The sequence below is a fragment of the Phormidium yuhuli AB48 genome (assembly GCF_023983615.1).
In the GTDB taxonomy this organism is placed as follows: Bacteria; Cyanobacteriota; Cyanobacteriia; order Cyanobacteriales; family Geitlerinemataceae; genus Sodalinema; species Sodalinema yuhuli.
Genome location: NZ_CP098611.1, coordinates 3,707,980 through 3,726,580, shown reverse-complemented (window position 1 = coordinate 3,726,580; position 18,601 = coordinate 3,707,980). Strand labels below are relative to the sequence as shown.

16 protein-coding genes and 1 pseudogene are annotated in these 18,601 nt (G+C 51.0%); 8 read left to right on the top strand and 9 right to left on the bottom strand.

The window, feature by feature from the left end:
- The first annotated feature begins 114 nt into the window (after positions 1–114).
- Positions 115–516 carry a fasciclin domain-containing protein gene (locus NEA10_RS15960; RefSeq protein ID WP_252662351.1) on the top strand — a complete coding sequence of 134 codons (402 nt, stop codon included), beginning with the start codon at positions 115–117 and terminating at the stop codon, positions 514–516.
- A gap of 152 nt (positions 517–668) precedes the next feature.
- On the opposite strand, the gene NEA10_RS15955 is transcribed toward NEA10_RS15960, so the two are convergent.
- The 3 genes and pseudogenes from NEA10_RS15955 to NEA10_RS15945 all read right to left on the bottom strand — a co-directional run bounded on the left by NEA10_RS15955 (position 669) and on the right by NEA10_RS15945 (position 2,170).
- Complete coding sequence (locus NEA10_RS15955) at positions 669–905, bottom strand: type II toxin-antitoxin system HicB family antitoxin (protein ID WP_252662349.1); 237 nt, start codon at positions 903–905, stop codon at positions 669–671.
- A gap of 27 nt (positions 906–932) precedes the next feature.
- A complete protein-coding gene (locus NEA10_RS15950) occupies positions 933–1,103 on the bottom strand; it encodes a type II toxin-antitoxin system HicA family toxin (protein WP_252662347.1) in 171 nt (56 codons plus the stop codon).
- A gap of 66 nt (positions 1,104–1,169) precedes the next feature.
- Positions 1,170–2,170, bottom strand: a pseudogene (locus tag NEA10_RS15945) (IS1-like element transposase).
- A gap of 558 nt (positions 2,171–2,728) precedes the next feature.
- On the opposite strand from NEA10_RS15945, the gene NEA10_RS15940 reads away from it, so the two are divergent.
- A complete protein-coding gene (locus NEA10_RS15940; RefSeq protein WP_252662345.1) occupies positions 2,729–4,267 on the top strand; it encodes an AIPR family protein in 1,539 nt (512 codons plus the stop codon).
- Between the two features lie 141 nt (positions 4,268–4,408).
- Here the strand turns inward: NEA10_RS15940 and NEA10_RS15935 are convergent, their stop codons facing one another.
- From NEA10_RS15935 to groES, 3 genes are read right to left on the bottom strand one after another with little or no spacing between them, the layout of a single operon-like run.
- Positions 4,409–4,708: a hypothetical protein gene (locus NEA10_RS15935; protein ID WP_252662343.1), complete on the bottom strand. Its 300-nt coding sequence runs from the start codon at positions 4,706–4,708 to the stop codon at positions 4,409–4,411.
- A 49-nt stretch (positions 4,709–4,757) separates the two neighbouring features.
- Positions 4,758–6,392: a chaperonin GroEL gene (groL, locus tag NEA10_RS15930; RefSeq protein WP_252662341.1), complete on the bottom strand. Its 1,635-nt coding sequence runs from the start codon at positions 6,390–6,392 to the stop codon at positions 4,758–4,760.
- Between the two features lie 60 nt (positions 6,393–6,452).
- A complete protein-coding gene (gene groES / locus NEA10_RS15925) occupies positions 6,453–6,764 on the bottom strand; it encodes a co-chaperone GroES (protein ID WP_068790445.1) in 312 nt (103 codons plus the stop codon).
- A gap of 715 nt (positions 6,765–7,479) precedes the next feature.
- On the opposite strand from groES, the gene NEA10_RS15920 reads away from it, so the two are divergent.
- The 3 genes from NEA10_RS15920 (at position 7,480) to NEA10_RS15915 (ending at position 10,660) form a co-directional block, all read left to right on the top strand.
- A complete protein-coding gene (locus tag NEA10_RS15920) occupies positions 7,480–8,823 on the top strand; it encodes an IS4 family transposase (RefSeq protein WP_252659620.1) in 1,344 nt (447 codons plus the stop codon).
- Positions 8,824–8,976: 153 nt separating this feature from the next.
- Positions 8,977–9,105, top strand: a complete 129-nt coding sequence (locus tag NEA10_RS20905) for a hypothetical protein (protein ID WP_258719038.1) — start codon at positions 8,977–8,979, stop codon at positions 9,103–9,105.
- A 166-nt stretch (positions 9,106–9,271) separates the two neighbouring features.
- Positions 9,272–10,660: an NAD-dependent malic enzyme gene (locus NEA10_RS15915; RefSeq protein WP_252662339.1), complete on the top strand. Its 1,389-nt coding sequence runs from the start codon at positions 9,272–9,274 to the stop codon at positions 10,658–10,660.
- A 91-nt stretch (positions 10,661–10,751) separates the two neighbouring features.
- Here NEA10_RS15915 and rpoD read toward each other — a convergent pair whose 3' ends face one another.
- The 3 genes from rpoD to NEA10_RS15900 form a co-directional block, all read right to left on the bottom strand.
- Positions 10,752–11,969, bottom strand: a complete 1,218-nt coding sequence (gene rpoD / locus NEA10_RS15910; RefSeq protein WP_252662337.1) for an RNA polymerase sigma factor RpoD — start codon at positions 11,967–11,969, stop codon at positions 10,752–10,754.
- A 618-nt stretch (positions 11,970–12,587) separates the two neighbouring features.
- Entirely contained in the window at positions 12,588–13,283 is a 696-nt protein-coding gene (locus tag NEA10_RS15905; protein ID WP_309494293.1) for a polysaccharide deacetylase family protein, read from the bottom strand.
- 92 nt (positions 13,284–13,375) lie between these two features.
- On the bottom strand, positions 13,376–14,332 hold the full coding sequence (locus tag NEA10_RS15900) for a tetratricopeptide repeat protein (RefSeq protein ID WP_252662335.1): 957 nt from the start codon (positions 14,330–14,332) through the stop codon (positions 13,376–13,378).
- A 361-nt stretch (positions 14,333–14,693) separates the two neighbouring features.
- Between NEA10_RS15900 and NEA10_RS15895 the strand changes: the two genes are divergently transcribed.
- The 3 genes from NEA10_RS15895 to ggpS all read left to right on the top strand — a co-directional run bounded on the left by NEA10_RS15895 (position 14,694) and on the right by ggpS (position 18,595).
- Complete coding sequence (locus tag NEA10_RS15895) at positions 14,694–15,425, top strand: HAD-IIB family hydrolase (protein WP_252662333.1); 732 nt, start codon at positions 14,694–14,696, stop codon at positions 15,423–15,425.
- Positions 15,426–15,672: 247 nt separating this feature from the next.
- Positions 15,673–16,944 (top strand): RNA-guided endonuclease IscB, encoded by a 1,272-nt coding sequence (gene iscB, locus NEA10_RS15890; RefSeq protein ID WP_252662331.1) that lies wholly within the window; start codon positions 15,673–15,675, stop codon positions 16,942–16,944.
- Positions 16,945–17,086: 142 nt separating this feature from the next.
- Positions 17,087–18,595, top strand: coding sequence for a glucosylglycerol-phosphate synthase (gene ggpS, locus NEA10_RS15885; RefSeq protein ID WP_252662329.1), 1,509 nt, complete (start codon positions 17,087–17,089; stop codon positions 18,593–18,595).
- Positions 18,596–18,601: the final 6 nt, after the last annotated feature.

Sequence of the window (18,601 nt, the reverse complement as noted above, 5' to 3'; positions counted from 1 at the left end):
ATCTGACAACTGGGCTGATGTTATCGCAGATGGCCTGACGGTCAAGGAGAAATTCCTGTTAAACTTGTTAATGCCATTGGCTTGAACATTGGCTAATACATGAGGTAGGAATTCATGGCTGATATTGTTGATATTGCCGTCAGTGCAGGGTTATTTGAAACCTTAGTCACCGCTGTTAAAGTAGCAGATTTAGTTGAGACGCTCAAAAGTCCTGGACCGTTTACGGTATTTGCCCCAACGGATGACGCTTTTGCGAAACTTCCACCGGGAACCGTTGAATCTCTGGTTCAGAATCCCCCCCAGTTGGGTCGAATTTTAACCTACCACGTGGTTTCAGGAAAGTTGACTCAGGCGGACCTCGCTCAAATGGGGTCAGTGACCTCGGTGGAAGGGTCACCCATCTCGATTGATTGTTCCGATGGGTTTGAGGTGAAAAATTCGACGGTGATTCAAGCGGATATTGAAGCGGATAATGGGATTATTCATGTCATTGATACGGTCTTGTTGATGGGGTGATGTTTGGAGGGGGCGATCGCCGGTTTGAGTCGGTCTTCAGTGGGCGATCGCCCCAATTGAGGGACTTGGCTTTCATTGTTAAGCCCCGTCAACAGAGCTAGAGCGTAAGACTTTCCATGAGACTAACTAACCTGATGAGTCTTGGATGGACGTTAATCTTGTTTTAGACATACCCTCACCGTCTCGCTAGTTGAAATGGGTTCTGGAATCAATTGTCCATCATCCTGCATTCCTTCAAGATGGAAGACAATCGCCTCTTGAATCAGTTGTAAGGCTTCTTCTTTACTGTTTCCTACAGCTACACATCCAGGTAAATCTGGGACGTAAGCTCCATAGCTAGAACTTGTTTTTTCAATAATAATTGTGTAGTTTAGATAGGCTTGGTTCACGGTTGATTTTCCTTACTTCAATCCTGCTTATTTTAAGACACTATTCAGGGTTCCAGGGGGCATATCGACATTGAGTTTTCCCGATATCGTCACTGTACCCGGTTTTGTAGAATGGCGAAATTGTCGATGACTTCCCCGAATTCGGACTTGATACCATCCATCATCCTCTAACATTTTTATCACCGCTTTGACTTTCATGATTTGAGTCTTAGGGAGCTACTGCGTGCTTTATTACCTTAAACTTAAGGTTTTGGCCCTGGTTTGTTAAAGTAGGAGGTCATCAAAGCCCCTGGAATTGAGTAATTCAGCCATCGTAACCGGGCGATTTATGAATTCCATTGCCATCGCTGGGGTGGTTTGTTTTCCCAATCCCCAGTGAGGACGCACCCAGTTACGCAGTAGCTGCTGGACATCTAAACTTCGCGGTAATCTTTCCCTGGTCTTGGCCTAGAGGTTCTGTCGCCTACGGTAGGCGCTGAGTGCGCCTTCTAATGGCTGCTTTCTAGGCCTCATTATGATTCGCGTGGACTTCGCCGGCAAGACTGATAGCCGTGTAGGGATGCTCTCCTTTGAGCCAGACTACCCGACGTCGACCTTGAGAGCCTTTAATCTTGATGGCGACTTCCAATCCTTCACGCCAGACTCGACGGAATGGATAGGTTGCGGCCAGCCCCCGTCTCGAGAGGGATTCACTGGCCAACAGCCATAAGGCTTTGCCGTAGCGTCTCTCCCCATCGGTGAACCAACGAACTGTCGTGGGGGCTGAGGCCCAACGCCAAATCGACTCCACGCCTCGGTTAAACAAGTTTTCGTCTTTGCCTCCCACCTCAGCCGTCACCCAGTAGCGACTCTCACGCTCCAAGAAGGTGAGGGTCTAGCCACGACTGTCACTGGGGGGGGGGAGATTCTCGCCTACGCGAGTGTACAGTTCATCTCCTTCGAGGGTGAGCTTCACTATCTGCCGGAGCCGGGGGAGACCAAGCGGCACTTTGACCGGCGAGTCGCTCCTCCCATCGTAGAATCGTCGCATGAGATTTGCCGTACACCCGCCCAGTCGCCCTTACCCCCATTCCTTCACCTCGACTTTTGAGGGCAGACTCTACTATCGTGGAATCGTTACGTAGTCGTACCATGGGTGTACCTGTACGGTCGTTAAAGTTACGGCCGCAATTGCGGCAGCGGTGGTACAGTACCACCTGCTAGTCTTTCCGACAACGATTCCCATTTTTGACTACGGATTGGCTCTGGCAGTGAGGACAATGCATTGGCTCTGGACTCTCTACATCCGCGCTCCATGCTATCATGCTTTGACTGACCAGTGCCCAACAGAGGGTGGGACGATCATGGAGTATCATAGGAATGAAGCGTATGAGTTGGAGGTTTGCAATGAAGATAGCGAAACATTGTTGATGTTCGTAAGAAGCTCGTTAACTTTGTTGTAGCAGGTTAGAGGATGTCAGAGAAGTTCTGCCAACAACCTTAATTGGGTATTGGGTTCCTACTTGAAGATGGTAAAACCCTTATTCTGTCGTTAAGATACAAGGTGTGAAGGGTCACAATTACCACTTTTTAGACATCCTGTTAGTTGTAATATTTATTGATTCAGCTAGAAATTGACATAATCTTAAGAGGTGCAGGGCATGAGCCGTAATGACTACTTGATTCTCGAACAAAAATGCTTGAAATACTATAACTACCTACGCCAGTATTTCAGTTTCAATGACGAAAATCTTTCCGATGAGAAAAAGGCTCGCCTAGGATTCTACGTATATATCCTAGAACACTACACACGAGAGCGAGACGTATTTGAGGCTCTCGTACCTATGATATACGATACGGATTTTAATAAAATTGTTTTTGGAAGAAACGAGAAAGATTATGGAATAGATGCAATATACATTGATGAAGATGAAAGAGAAATAAAGCTCTTCAACTTTGCATACCGTGAGAGCTATAAGCCTGACAAAGCTCAAGCAGAGAAGAAAACTCTAGACTCTGTTGCTTTCTTTTCCGCTGTGACTTCTGAAAAACTAGAAAACCTATCAGGGAGGTTAAAAGAGAAAGCTGAAGAGATTGTTAAGAAGCTTTCAGAAAAGCGTGCATGGAATATTAACCTTTACAACGTTAGTAATGAAGATAAGCCTATTAATCCTGACTTCTCGGGCTTTGATGTATTTAAAAATGAGTTTGAGTCAGAGGTCATATGCATCGCGATACCTGAGATAAAAAAGCTGATGTCTATCCGGCCAAAACCAGTTAAGGCAAGCTTAGTTGTTGGAATAGACGATCTATTGAGCTTCTCAGAAGATTCAATGAGTACAGAAAAGTCTTACGTTTTCAGCTTAAAGGTCGATGAACTTATAAGAATTACCTGCAATAACGAGAGTTTACGCCAACAAACAATGCTGGACGATACAAGTGAGTTAGCAAGTGTCGATTTAGACTATTCTGTACTTTTTGATAATGTAAGAGGACTTGTTATAGGCTCTAAATATAACGCCAAGATAAAGCAGACTCTACGCAACGCACCAAGTAAATTCTTCTTGTATAATAATGGTCTCACGCTAACTGCAAAGTCTATTAAATGCACGCCCATTAACGCAGAGCGTTTTTACAAGCTAGAAATCGACTCTCTCCAAGTTCTCAACGGTGGTCAAACCCTAAGAACTATTCACAGCTTTAACCAGGAAGACAGAATAAATATTGAAACATATCTGAGTAAAGCATCGGTCTTGCTCAGGATTTTTCCTGTTGATTCAGGAGATGAAACTTCCAACAAGGTTGCAGAGTACACAAACAGCCAGAATTCGATTTCAATAATCGAGTTGAAGTCAATGCGCTCGGAGCAGATACAGCTAGAACAGTTTCTGGACAGCCATAACATCATTTACTCCAGAAAAACTGGTGACACTGGAATATCTATAGACAAAGACTACGAATATAAAATAACAATGGAAAAGTTTGGGCAGATTTTGTTTGCCATAGAAGGATTTCCATACAACGTATCTAATCGCAAGAAAGATATATTTGACGAGACGAAGTATTATGATCAACTTTTTGGTAAGGGAGATGTCGTAGAGAAGAGTGTTGATTATGTCAAAAAGTACAAGGAAATAAAGGATATATATAGAAATTCTCATACCTTAGACGATCTTGAGAGTAAGGCGTTTTATATCATGTATATACTGTTTAATACGTCTAAAGAGATTGCAGTTTCTGATGTTGTTGATAAGTTTGAAGAATTCCTGTCTAGCTATGACGCATCTTCCTCTAGTAGTACAGCGAGAAATTTACTTCGTATAGACTTTAAGGAAAAGCTAGATCAAGAGGAGTTTTTTGGGCTAAATTTCGCACAAGATTAATCTTTTGAGATGCAATCGATTTGAATCGCCACCTATCCGCAGACAAAGTCAGTGTCATCCTTCAGAAAGGTTAGAATTGAACTCAAAACAGACTCCCTAAAACCTGCATGGCAGCCGTCACAACAACCCGACAGTATTCCCTTAGCCCAGGGAAAGCACAGCATCTTGCAAGGCCGTCTCACTGACGAAATCAACCCCATCGGATAGCCCGAACAACGCGCCTACGCTTTCCTCAAACTCCGCTGTACCTTCGGCGATCGCTCTCTCGTTCCTGACATCGCCGTCTTCCAGTGGCGCAACATTGCCGCAGACGACAACGGCAAAATCCAGAACCGCTTTAGCCTCACAACCGACTGGCTGATCGAAATCCTCTCCGGAGTTCTGGCAGATATAGACTCCAAACAAAAACCCCCCGCAAACCCGTTGCGAGGGGAGGTGCATCCAAGGACACACCGGAGTTGGGGTGGACGAACCACCCCAGAGCCATCTCTTAGTAGTCGAAATCGCCACCCATAGCACCAGCGCCAGCGCCAGCACCTTCTTTGGGTTCGGGTTTATCGACGATGATGCACTCGGTCGTCAAGACCATACCGGCGATGGAGGCCGCATTCTGGGTCGCAGAACGGGTCACTTTCGCGGGGTCAACAATACCAGCATCGAACATATCGCAGAATTCACCGTTAGCGGCATTGTAGCCAACGTTGAAGTCTTTTTCCTTCACCCGTTCAGCAATCACTGCACCGTTTTGTCCGGCGTTCTCAGCGATGCGTTTCAGGGGAGAGGTCAAGGCGCGAGCCACAATCAGCGCACCGGTGAGTTCTTCGCTCTCCAGGTTGCTGTTGGCCCACTCTTCTAAGCCAGGAGCCAGGTGCGCCAAGGTGGTTCCACCACCGGGAACAATCCCTTCTTCAACCGCCGCTTTCGTGGCGTTGATGGCATCTTCGAGGCGCAGCTTACGGTCTTTCATTTCCGTTTCAGTAGCTGCACCAACTTTGATGACCGCCACACCGCCGGAGAGTTTCGCCAGACGCTCTTGCAGTTTTTCTTTGTCGTAGGAAGAATCGCTTTCTTCCATTTGACGACGGATTTGTTCGCAACGAGCTTTAACTTCGGCTTCGTTACCTTCAGCGACAATGGTGGTGTTGTCTTTGGTGATGGTGATGCGGCGAGCGGAGCCGAGCATATCCAATTTGGCGCTTTCGAGTTTCAGACCCGCATCTTCGGTGATGACTTGACCGCCGGTGAGAACGGCGATGTCTTCGAGCATCGCTTTACGACGATCGCCGAATCCGGGAGCCTTGACAGCAGCCACGTTCAGCACACCGCGCAGACGGTTCACCACGAGGGTCGCCAGGGCTTCTTTCTCGATATCTTCGGAGATAATCAGTAGGGGTTTGCCGGAACGAGCCACTTGTTCCAGGATAGGAACTAAGTCTTGAACCAAGCTGATTTTTTTGTCCGTCAGCAAGATGTAAGGCTCATCCAACACCGCTTCCATGCGCTCGGTGTCGGTGGCGAAGTAGGGGGAGATGTAGCCTTTGTCAAAGCGCATCCCTTCGGTGATTTCCAGTTCGGTGGTCATGGATTTCCCTTCTTCGAGGGAGATGACCCCTTCCTTGCCAACTTTGTCCATGGCGTTGGCAATCATTTGGCCGACTTCTTCGTCGTTCCCGGCGGAGATGGTTCCCACTTGGGCGATCGCGGTGGAATCTTCCACAGGACGCGCATGAGCGGCGATTTTCTCCACCAGATAGGCGGTGGCGCGGTCAATACCCCGTTTCAGGGCGATCGCGTTGGACCCAGCAGCGACGTTGCGTAGGCCTTCTTTCACCATGGCGTGAGCCAGAACCGTCGCGGTGGTGGTTCCGTCTCCAGCGGCGTCGTTGGTTTTGGATGCAGCTTGACGAATCAGAGACACACCGGTGTTTTCGATGTTGTCTTCTAGTTCGATTTCTTTGGCGATAGTGATGCCATCATTGACGATTTGAGGAGCGCCAAATTTTTTCTCTAGAACCACGTTGCGACCTTTGGGGCCGAGGGTAACGGCAACGGATTCAGCGAGGATGTCCATGCCTTTTTCTAAGGCGCGGCGGGCGTTTTCGTTATAAATGATGCGTTTTGCCATAGTAACTCTTGGGGGATGAATTTACAGAAAAATGGATGAAATCGAGGTGATCCTTAGACTCTACTGAACGATCGCCAGGATGTCTTTTTCAGACAGAAGTACGAACTCATCGCTACCCAGTTTGATATCGGTGCCGGCGTACTTGGAGTAGAGCACTTTGTCTCCGACTTTGACATCTACTTCTTGCCGAGTCCCGTCGTCGTTGCGTTTGCCGGGGCCGACTTGGACGATTTCACCGACTTGGGGTTTTTCCTTTGCACTGTCGGGCAGGAGGATACCACCAGCGGTTTTCTCCTCCGAGGCACTCACCTTAACAAAAACACGGTCTGCGAGAGGTTTGACGGTGGAAACACTCAGAGATACGGCTGCCATAGAAAGACTCTCCAAAAATTTACAAGTTACGTTAGTCTTATTGAGGTCGCTCCGGTCAACGGGTCTGGGAAAACAGCCTCCGAAGCGGTGGACAGTTAACCTGATTTCGTGATCGGTGTGAGTGATTTAGCACTCTCGACCTACGAGTGCTAATGTAGCCCAGAAGCAGACCCCACTGCAACTTAGGGGCTAGTACGGGTTCCCGAACTGACCGGTGAGGGGCGATCGCTCCTCAGCCACGAAGACGCCACAACGCCACAATACAGCGCGTCCCGGCAGTTTTAACCCCCTTGGTCGAGGCCAAAGATTTGGATGCAGCCTCAAAGCGGTGCGTTCCGGCAGTTTGAGCCGAGTTGCGTAAAGCCAAAAATTGAATGCAGCCGGGACGCACCCTACCCTCTTGCCATCCCCTCCTGGGAGCTAATCTTGTAGGGGTTTGTGAAACCCAGTGAAAGTCTTGAGTCAAGTCGCCCCGGTCAGGGGCGATGGAGGGGCAGCAGCAGTAGCCGGAGAGAAAGAGAACAAGGGGACCCTCTCAAGTCAGCTCTGCCTATCTTAGGGGCAGAGCTGACGCGAAAGCTTCAGGGGCAGACTGGTCATGGCAGCAGCAAGCCCTCGCCGGGGGGTGCTCGGGAAAAAGAGAAGGGGGTTGCTGACCGTCGCGCCAATTTGACAAGATAAATAGGTGACCGAGCCAAGTTGAGAGAAGCCCCCGATGAGCGAGTTCAGCAGCCAAGGACTATTCCGACCCCAAGTTCAAAGAAGTCTAGAGAAAGCCTATAGCCTGGCCTGTAGCAAACCCAACTTATCATTCTCTCAATGTATGGGTAACAGTTTTCGCCAAACCGTTGCCCGTCTGTTCTCCCATAAGCAAATGACCCAAGATGTGATGCTATCGAGACATATCGAAGCGACAAGGGAACGAGCCTCAGCCACAGAAGGGGACTATGTGATTGCCGCCCAAGACACCACCTATTACAACTACTCAGGACACAAGGAGATGTCGGGGCTAGGGGTAATCCAAGGAAAAGTCAGAGGAGTCATACAACACAATGTCCTCCTGGTGAACGAGTCCGGTCTGCCCTTAGGACTGTTAGGACAACAATATTGGACTCGAAAGGGGGGACTGAATCTAGCCGAAGGAGAAAAAGAAAGCTGTAAATGGCTCAAGGGGCTAGATGCCATCAATGAGCAAGCGAGGCAATCGAGCAAGTGCTTTGTCTCAGTCGAAGACCGAGAAGGAGACGTGTTTGACCTGTTCAAAGCTCCCCGAGAAGACAATGTCGAATTCATCGTCCGGGTGTATCAACAGCGAAACTTGGAAGTCGCCTCGAGCCAAGTGGTGGCTAAACTCGCCGAGATTCCCGAGGAGTTGGAAGACTTTGGCTATGAACGGATACGGATTGAGCGTCAAAACCGAGAAGTGGAGGTGACTCTTCGCTTAAGAGCTGGGGCGGTCAACGTTTATCCGGAGAAAAAGTTAAGTCCCAGAAAGCATAAAACGCAAGGTTTATCCTTGGTCGTCGCCGAGGAAATCCGTTGTGTCGACGTGAAAACCCAGGAAGAGCTGTCCCCTACCCAAGAAGCGGCTACTTGGTATTTATTGACCAGTCTGCCAATTGAGACCCGAGAGCAGGTGATACGGGTAACCCGCTTTTATGCCCTCAGATGGCAAGTCGAACGCTTTCATTACACTCTCAAGTCCGGAGCCTTGAATGTGGAAAAATTACAGTTTGATGATATCCATACCCTAGTCAACGCCTTGAGCTTTTATTCAGTGGTCGCCTGGCAGCTACTGGCCCTGACTCATGGGATTCGGGAAAATCCTGAACAATGTGCCCAGGTGGTGTTTGATTCGGAGGAGGTGACCTTGTTAGAGAAGGTCTCCTCTCAAAAAATCGTTTCTCTTGGTCAGGCCGTCTTAGCCTTAACTAAACTGATTGGCTTTGCCCCGTCGAAAAAACAACCCTTTCCGGGAGTGAAAGTGCTGGCCACGGCTCTGGACCGCTTTTTCTTTATGAAGCTAGCTTCTCTGGGGTCTTCCGGGGTTGAGAGCTAGAGGTCTTCTGGACTTGACACAGGTTTTGTGCCAACGACCGCTCTGGTCTCGGTCGCTTTTAAGAGTCTCAACCCGGTCGAGTTCCCCAATCTTGAACCCGACCTTCTGTATAATGTCTTACCGTGGGCTCCCTCATCCGGGAAAGTCACAGCCGTGGCTCGGATTTGGCGTAAAGTTGGGTTAATCTTGGGTCGGGCTAGTGGTCTGGCTAGTCAATCGCCCCCTCAAGTGACGGTTTGGCTCAAGATTTTCACTCGACCTGATAAACCCCTACAAGATTAGCTGGGAGGGGCAGGGGTGGGTTATGCCTCTTGCCATCCCCTCCTGGGAGGGGCAGGGGTGGGTTATGCCTCTTGCCGCAAAGTCGTCAGGAGTTGACAAACCATTTCTCAATGAGCCGCTTTTGCGTTATGACAGAGAAATTGCAAATCAGCGGCAAAAGACAATCATGGTAGAGTTGACCCCCAATCCCAGTTACAGTCTCACCCTACGGTTCCGACTGCCGAACCGCGCCGGAATGTTGGCCGGTGTCGTCGGTTCCATCGCCTCAGTGGGTGGGAATCTTGGACAAATTGATTTAGTTGAACAGAGTCGTTACACCTCAATTCGGGATGTGACGGTGGATGCGTCGAGTACGGAACACGCCGAACGGATTGTGCAAGCGGTGAAGGCCTTAGCCGAGATTGAGTTACTGGAGGTGTACGATCGCACCTTCAACTTACATCGCGGCGGCAAAATCCGCATCGAAAGCCGTCTCCCCCTCAAACATCAGTCGGATTTGGCCATGGCCTACACCCCCGGGGTGGGACGAATTTGTAATGCCATTGCCGAAGACCCCAACCAAGTCTATAACTTGACCGTCAAAGGCAATATGGTGGCGATCGTCACCGATGGCAGTGCGGTGTTAGGCTTGGGAAATCTCGGACCGGAAGCCGCCTTACCCGTCATGGAAGGCAAGGCCATGTTATTTAAGGAGTTTGCTGGCATTGATGCCTTCCCCATCTGCCTCAACACTCAGGATGTGGATGAGATCGTCGAAACCGTCAAACGGATTGCGCCGGTGTTTGGGGGGGTGAACTTGGAAGATATTGCCGCGCCGCGCTGTTTTGAGATTGAACGGCGCTTGCGGGCGGAAACGGATATTCCCATTTTCCATGATGACCAACATGGAACGGCCATTGTCACCCTGGCGGCCCTCATTAATGCCCTACGCCTGGTGAATAAGTCCCTAGAAGACATCCGTATTGTCATGAATGGGGCGGGGGCCGCTGGATTGGCGATCGCCCGCCTGTTGCAAAAATCCGGGGCCCAGGAGATTATCATCTGTGATTCGAAGGGGATTATCTCCCGCGATCGCGACCTGCAAGCGGACAAACAAGCCTTCGCCGTGGATCAGGGTGGAAGTCTGGCCGATGCGATGAAGGGCGCGGATGTGTTTATTGGGGTGAGTGTCCCGGGAGTCTTGACGGTGGAGATGGTGGATACTATGGCCGAGGATGCCATTGTCATGGCGATGGCCAACCCCATCCCGGAAATTCAACCGGAGTTAATTGAATCCCAGGTGGCGGTGATTGCTACGGGCCGCAGTGACTATGCCAACCAGATTAATAATGTCTTAGCCTTCCCCGGGATCTTCCGGGGGGCCCTGGACTGTCGCGCCTCGGATTTAACTGTCAATATGTATATTGAGGCGGCCAGTGCGATCGCCTCTCTGGTGTCCCCCACTCAACTGAATCGGGAATACATTGTCCCCTCGGTGTTTGATGAGCGAGTGGCCACAGCCGTCTCGGCCGCCGTCCAACGGGCCGCACGGGAAGAAGGGGTGGCCCGCAACTAAGGAATAAATCCGTAAACAAAGCCCCGCATCACCGTAAGGAATGCGGGGTCGTCGTTCTATGGAAAATTCAGATGATTGTGATTGGGGGAGGTTAGCGGATGTATTCCTTCAGAATACTGTTGCGATTGGGGTGACGCAGCTTCCGTAGGGCCTTAGCCTCAATTTGGCGGATGCGCTCACGGGTCACATTGAAGATTTGCCCAATTTCTTCTAGGGTTTTCATGCGGCCATCATCTAAGCCATAGCGTAGGCGCAACACATCCCGTTCCCGGGGGCTGAGAGTATCGAGGACACTTTCGAGGTCTTCCCGCAATAGGCTTTTAGACACCTGATCCTCGGGAGTTTCACCATCCGACTCAATGAAATCCCCCAGGCGAGAATCTTCTTCTTTACCGATGGGCGTTTCCAGAGAAATGGGGAGTTGAGCGGACTTGGCAATAAAGCGCAGCTTCTCGATGGTCATTTCCATGCGAGTGGCGATTTCCTCCTCCGTGGGTTTGCGGCCCATTTCTTGGGAGAGGAGTTTGGTGGTTTTCTTGATGCGGGAGATGGTCTCATAGAGGTGGACGGGGAGGCGAATCGTCCGGGATTGGTCCGCGATGGCCCGGGTGATAGCCTGACGAATCCACCAGGTGGCGTACGTGGAGAACTTATAGCCTTTCTCATGGTCGAACTTCTCAGCCGCGCGAATCAGGCCCAAGCTTCCTTCTTGAATCAGATCCTGGAAAGATAGGCCCCGATTCATGTATTTTTTGGCGATGGAGACCACCAGACGTAGGTTCGACTGCACCATCTTGTCTTTGGCGCGGCGATCGCGGTAGAGGCGACTGCGGAAGCTGTTGCTAAACTTGCGACTCTGTTTGGCCCAAGATTTAGCCGTTTCCGGTTCCCCTAAGGCTTCTAAGACGAGGGGCCAAACCTCTTCGAGGGTATCGGGTTTTTCTCCTTTCTCCTCCGTCAGACGTTCACGAATCGGATCGGCAATCCAGACGAGTTTTGCCCATTCCTCAGCGTTGGGGAGACGGTCATACTCCTCTTCAAACTCTTCCTGCAGGGACTCGATGTAGAGTAAGTCCTCAATCAGACGAGCTAGTTCAATTTCTTCATCGGCACGCAACAAGCGAATCCGTCCGATTTCTTGTAAGTACAAGCGAATCGAATCTTCGGTGTAATGTTTTTTCTTGGGGGCAGCCTTGCGTTTTGACCGAGTTTTTCCGGGTTTGCTGGCTGTCTCAGCGGAACTGGGGATATAGTTCTCCTCCGAGTCGTTCTCGACGACTCCTTCGTCTGGTCGCGCTTCGTCTTGCATAAGTAGATCGATTTCATTTCCAGATCGACCGACCCCTGGTAGGGTGCTGGATTGAATGGTAAGTACATTATTCGCCTGGGTCATGTCGCGTTCCTCTTGACTCGATGTGATTCGACTGATGATGATGTAGAATGTGCTGCGTGATCCTAAACGATCTAATGCCATTTCGGCTAGACCGTTCACCGTCAAATCTTAGGTAGGTTGTAAAAAGCTTTCTCAGCTTAACCCAAATTCCCTAAGATCTGGTACGGTTGGCAATTGGTTGGAAAAATCATTGAGACGGTTGAGCCGGATAATACCCAGACCCCATTTCATTGATATCTGAGGGCCATCCAACCCCGAGGTCACCGGTGCAATGGCTACGGGACCACAAAGATTAAGAAATACCTCCCTGATTTTAACCGCTTTTACTCAAAATGCCCTCTAGGGGCCCAAAGCGGCTGAGGAATGAGCGCCGTTAGATTCATAAAAACTCGGTCAACCGGGTCTAGTTGTTTGTATAGACCTTTGGCTGGGAAACTCAGACGACGTCATAGGAAATATCAAGAATCGGGGCTTAGGAGTTGCTGCAACAGCGTTTCAAGGTGTTCAGGTGTAATTTAACGCAACTTTTTGCATCTAGCCACTCTCAAGTCCTGACTTAAGATGCCATAATTCTTGAATGTTAACAAATTGATAGCTTTTCGTCTGTAGCTGCTCAACAATTGTTAAGGTTGTTTGCGCCACATCCTGACCGCCATAGGAACCATCATGGAGAACAATCAGGGAACCGGGTTCGACTTGTTTCATGATGCGATCGCACACTCGTTGAACTCCGGGACAACGCCAGTCTTCTGGCACCACACTCCACATGACGGGACGATATTGCCAAGAGTGGAGTAACTGTAGGGTTTTGGGGGTAAAGAGACCATTGGGGGGGCGCACATCGCGGACATGGGTTTGAACCCAGTCTAGGGGGCGATCGCAGGCGTTAGCAATAGCGGCTTGGGTGGCGCTTAAACTGGCCTGCAAGGCCTCAGGACGCATCTGTGGGAAGGCCCGGTGCGTGTCTCCATGTAATCCTAACCAATGGCCTCGTCGGAAAACCTCGCGGGCAACATCCGGGTAACGACGGACGGCGGCTCCCAGCCAGAAAAAGTTAGCGGTCACCCCCAGATGCTCTAAAACCTCCAACAGTTGCGGGGTGTACTGGGGATGGGGTCCGTCGTCAAAGCTGAGACAGACGAGAGGTTGCTCTGGCTCAGCGGACCAGAGACAATCGGGAAACATGGGGGCTAAGACTCGGTACAAATGGGGGTACAGCGGCGCAAACATTATTAATGACTGTTAACGATTTGTTGCAGAACCATCAACCCCAAAAACCACCCATGACCTGACATCAAACCGAGACCGTTTTCTGGGTTGCCCTAGCCACGATAGGAAACCGGAGAGGCTCCTCCTTGGGCTTTGAGGCGATATTCGTCTAATTTCAGCCGTGCCGTGGAGTAGGCTGGGGTTCCTTGGGGAATTTGTTGTAAATAGGCGATCGCCTCGGAAAACTGCCCCAGAGCCGCTTGGTCATAGGCCTGTTGCAACAGCCAGGTGGCGCGGATGCTTTTTTGCTCTTGGTATTGAGCGAGTCTGGCCCGGGCGCGATCGCGGGCCTCAGTTCCCGGAGGAATTTGGTATAAATAGCCCAACGCTTGGCTAAACTCACCCTTAGCCGCTTGGTCATAGGCCTGTTGCAACAGCCAGGTGGCACGGATTTCTCGTTGTTGCCGGTACTCCTGTAACTTAGGTTGCAGGTTTTGATAGTAGGAACTCCCCACGGGAATCTGCTCTAGGGCAATGATAGCCCCTTGGAAGTCTCGCTGTTGGGCCCGACGCTGTGCCAACTCAATCCAGGCTTGGGCTTGAGCGTCGAGCTGCTGTCGTTCGGCAGACTCGGAGGCGTGACGGGGGTGACTCTGTTCCACGTGAGCTATGGAGGAGGGGGGAATGGTCCCTTGCAACAAATAGATACCCCCCACTAACGCCAAAAGATTGACCCCCAAGCCAACGGCTAAGCCGAGGGAGAGGGAGTGTTGGGGAATTTCTGGCTCCGGCTCACGGCGGGGAGGGACGACCCCATCCAAAGGAGAAACCTGGCTTGGTGAGGAGACCTCAGCGGTCATCGGGGGCTGGGGGGAGTCCGGTTGCCGCTTGGGAAGTCGTAGCAGAACTGACTCATGACGGCGAGGGCTGGAGTCCGAGTTGCTGGGAGGGAAGACCCAATCGAGTAAGACCAAGGTTTCTGCTTCATCGTCTCTGATTAGCCCTTGTAGAGAGGGGGCGTTGGGGTCAGACTCGGTCTGGGGCGACGGGTTCTGGTGGAAATAGAGCATGGGCTTAGCAAGGTTCAGAGGTTAGGGAAGCCATTGGGTGTTTACAGGTCATACGCCCCTGTTTCCGGTTATCTGAGAGTTTAACCGAGAGTTGACCTCAGGCACAAACCGGGAGGTTAGCTGCTCCGGGCGGCGTGGCTTGAGATTTTTGGGCGTTGTGTGTATGATGTACTAAACAAATACTGCTGAGTTAAATCAGCAACGTTTCACTGGGACTGGGTTAAGGCGAGTTTAACTTTGCTGAAACCTAGGTCAACCTTTGATAATCTCACCCGTCTCGACCAGAGCCAGGGGCAGCCTCGGGGTCAAGTCGGGGGAAATTCCCATCTCCTAGATAGCGTTTGATAGAGGATACTGTTGAATGGGTGTTGATGAGCGGTTAGTGCTAGCAACGGATCTCGATGGAACGTTTCTAGGAGGAACCGTAGAACAGCGATCGCGCTTCTACCAGTATTTACAAGACCATCGCCAAAACGTCGTTCTCGTCTTTGTCACCGGTCGAGATTTGGCTTTGGTTCGTCAACTCTACAGTGAGCCGGGTTTTCCTCAGCCGGACTACATCATTGCCGATGTGGGAACAACAGTCACCTGTGGCCAGAGTTTCACTCCGGTAGCGGCGGTTCAAGATTGGATTGCCCAGACTTGGGACAATAGCAACGAACGGGTGCGATCGCTCCTAGAAGGGGAACCGGGGCTGGAGTTACAACCCATCACCCCGCAATATCGCGTATCCTACTACTACAGCCCCAATCAACTTCAGTCAGACACATTGACTCGAATTACCAACGCTGGGTTCGACTATATCCTCTCCGCTGACCGCTTCTTGGATGTGATGCCGAAGGGTATTGCCAAGGGGGCAACTCTACTGAAAACCCTAGAGAGCCTTAACTTGCCCCGGGAGCAGACGGTGGTCGCCGGAGATACCCTCAATGATCGCTCCTTGTTGGAAACAGGGCTACAGGGGATTGTTGTGGGAAATGCCGAACCCAAGCTAAAAGATGTTGCGCGATCGCTCCCCAATGCCTACATTAGCCCCGAACCGGGAGCTTGGGGCATTTGGGACGGATTGAAGCATCATGGCAGAGCCTTCTAACGTCAGCACCCCCGGCTGAAGCGCGGGGGCTTCGTGCCTCCCGCTTTCAGGTAGCTGACCAGCTTAAGCCTTAACTGGCTACGTTCAGAGCAAGAGTTAAAGTTCCTACCCGGGAATGCGTGCCAGTTCCCGGCTCTAGAACCGAATCGTTAAACAGTCCTAAGGGGTTAAGACAGTGCGATTGGGAAAGTACCGACTCTGAACCTTAGCGAGGCAAACGTTACGAGCAATCAGAAGAGACGCAACAATGTCTAACCATGTTTTCGTTTTAGATAGCAACCGCAAGCCCCTGACACCCTGCCAGCCCGGGGTAGCACGGTCACTACTCAAAGCGGGGAAAGCATCGGTATTTCGACGCTACCCATTCACCATTATTCTCAACAAGGAGGTTGACGCTAATCCTGAACCCCTCGAACTCAAACTAGACCCAGGCTCTAAAGTCACTGGAATTGCCTTGAAGCAAGGGAATCATATTATCTTTGCTGCCGAGTTGCAGCACCGAGGACAGCAGATTAAGGAAGCACTGCTGTCCCGTCGTCAACTCCGACGTTCTCGACGAAACCGCAAGACCCGATATCGACCAGCTCGGTTCTTGAATCGGACTCGTCCCGAAGGTTGGTTAGCTCCCAGCTTGCAGCATCGAGTAGATACTCTAATGACCTGGGTTAACCGATTCCGCAGACTTGCCCCAGTTGGCAGCATAGCTCAAGAGCTAGTACGGTTCGACCTGCAATTGATGGAAAACCCTGAAATCTCAGGCATAGAGTATCAGCAGGGAGTATTACAAGGCTATGAAGTCAGGGAATACCTGTTGGAGAAGTGGGGCCGAACCTGTGCTTACTGTGGGGCTCAAAATGTACCACTTGAAGTTGAGCATATCCAGCCTCGGTCTAAGGGGGGCTCTGACCGGGTGTCTAACCTGACCCTGGCTTGCCACTCATGCAATCAAGCCAAAGGCCATGGGGACATTCGGGATTTTTTATCGGGCCAGCCTGATGTCCTGAGTCGTCTTCTGGGGCAGGCAAAATCACCCCTTAAAGATGCGGCGGCCGTTAACTCGACCCGATGGGCCTTGTTCAAGGCTCTCAAAGCAACAGGACTCCCAGTCACCACAGGAACTGGCGGACAAACGAAGTTCAATCGACTGAGGCTCAACCTACCTAAAGCTCATTGGCTTGATGCTGCCTGTGTTGGACCCGTCGAATCACTCGAAGTTCTGACGTCAAAACCGTTGCTGATTTTAGCAAAGGGGCATGGAACCCGTCAGATGTGCGGGACGAATAAGTACGGATTCCCGACTCGTCACCGCTCCAGGAGGCAAATTCACAAAGGCTTTCAGACTGGCGACATTGTGACGGCTACGGTCACAGCGGGGAAGAAAATTGGCTCCTATGTAGGACGGGTTCTCTGCCGTGCGTCTGGTAGTTTTGATATTACCACCGCTTCTGTACGGGTGGCAGGCATCAGCCACAAATACTGCAAACCTATTCACAGGAAGGATGGTTACGCCTATGCTTGAAAGATTGACGGGGACTAAAGTCCCCCGGTCGCGTTTCCTCCCCGGTCTAAAGACACGGGGCTTCCACGCGAGCAAGAGGTTTACGTGACGGTCTCTATCCAGCGTCAACAGGACAACCATCATTAGTAACAGTCAAGACATTATGAAATCTTCTTTGGTCATTCTCTACCACCGCGAACCCTACGATGAGGTGGTCGATGACAATGGGGTCACCCGGTATGTGGACAAAAAAAGCCCCAATGGCATTGTCCCCACGCTCAAAGGCTTCTTTGACAATGTTGAAAAAGGAACCTGGATTGCTTGGAAGCAGATTACCGCTAAACAGCGCAGTAAATTCCAGGAACGGGTGCAAATTGAGGGCAGCAACTACGATGTGGCTCGCATTCCCCTCTCCGCCGACGAAGTCAAGCACTTCTATCACATCACCAGTAAGGAAGCCTTCTGGCCGATTCTGCACTCGTTCCCCTATCACTTCACCTACGAGTCTTCCGATTGGGAGAACTTCAAGGCCATCAACAAGAAGTTCGCCGAAGCCGCCTGTGCTGAAGCCGCTGACGATGCTCTGATTTGGGTGCATGACTATAACCTCTGGTTAGCCCCCAAATATATTCGGGAACTTAAACCCGATGCCCGCATCGCTTTCTTCCACCATACCCCCTTCCCCTCGGTGGATATTTTCAACATTCTCCCCTGGCGTGAAGCCATTGTCGAGAGTCTCCTTTGCTGTGATGTGGTGGGTTTCCATATCCCCCGTTACTCGGAGAACTTCGTGAATGTGGCCCGCAGCCTGTTTGAGGTGGATGTGGTCAAGAGAGAAGCGATCCCCGAGCATATTACCCCCACGGGAACAGCTCTAGCAGAACCGGAGATGGTGACCCAGTTGAACTATAAGGGGCAATTGGTGAATGTGGATGCCTTCCCGGTAGGCACCAATCCTGAGCATATTCTCAATACCCTGGGTAAGCCGGAAACCCAACAGCGGATTCAGGAAATTCGCCAAGAACTGCAAGGCCGGACCTTGGCGATCGCCGCTGGCCGGGTCGATTATGTGAAGGGGAACCGGGAACTGCTCGAATGCTATGGCCGCCTATTGGAGCGCCGCCCGGATTTACATGGCAAAATCAATCTGGTCATGACCTGTGTGCAAGCGGCCGCTGGGATGCGGGTGTATCGCACGGCACAGCAGCAGATTGAGCAACTGGCAGGGAAAATCAATGGACGTTATGCTCGATTAGGATGGACTCCGATTCTCCTGTTCACTCAGCCGATTCCCTTCACGGACTTGATTGCCTACTACAAGGCTGCTGATATCTGTTGGACCACTCCCTTACGGGATGGCTTGAATTTGGTGGCGAAGGAATATGTGGTGGCCCATGAGGGGAATGATGGGGCCTTGATTCTGTCAGAGTTTGTCGGGGCGGCGGTGGAAATGCCTGAAGCGATTCAGACGAACCCCTACTCGATTGACCGTATGGATCAGGCCATTGACCGGGCCTTGAGTCTGTCAGAGGAGGAGAAGGCTGAGCGTATGGCTCAGATGTACCAAACGGTCACTCAGTATGATGTGAAACATTGGGCGGATCGTTTGCTTGATATCTTCGAGAAGACTGAACATCAAACGGTGGCTGAGAAGAAACCGGTCACAGCCTAGGTACGA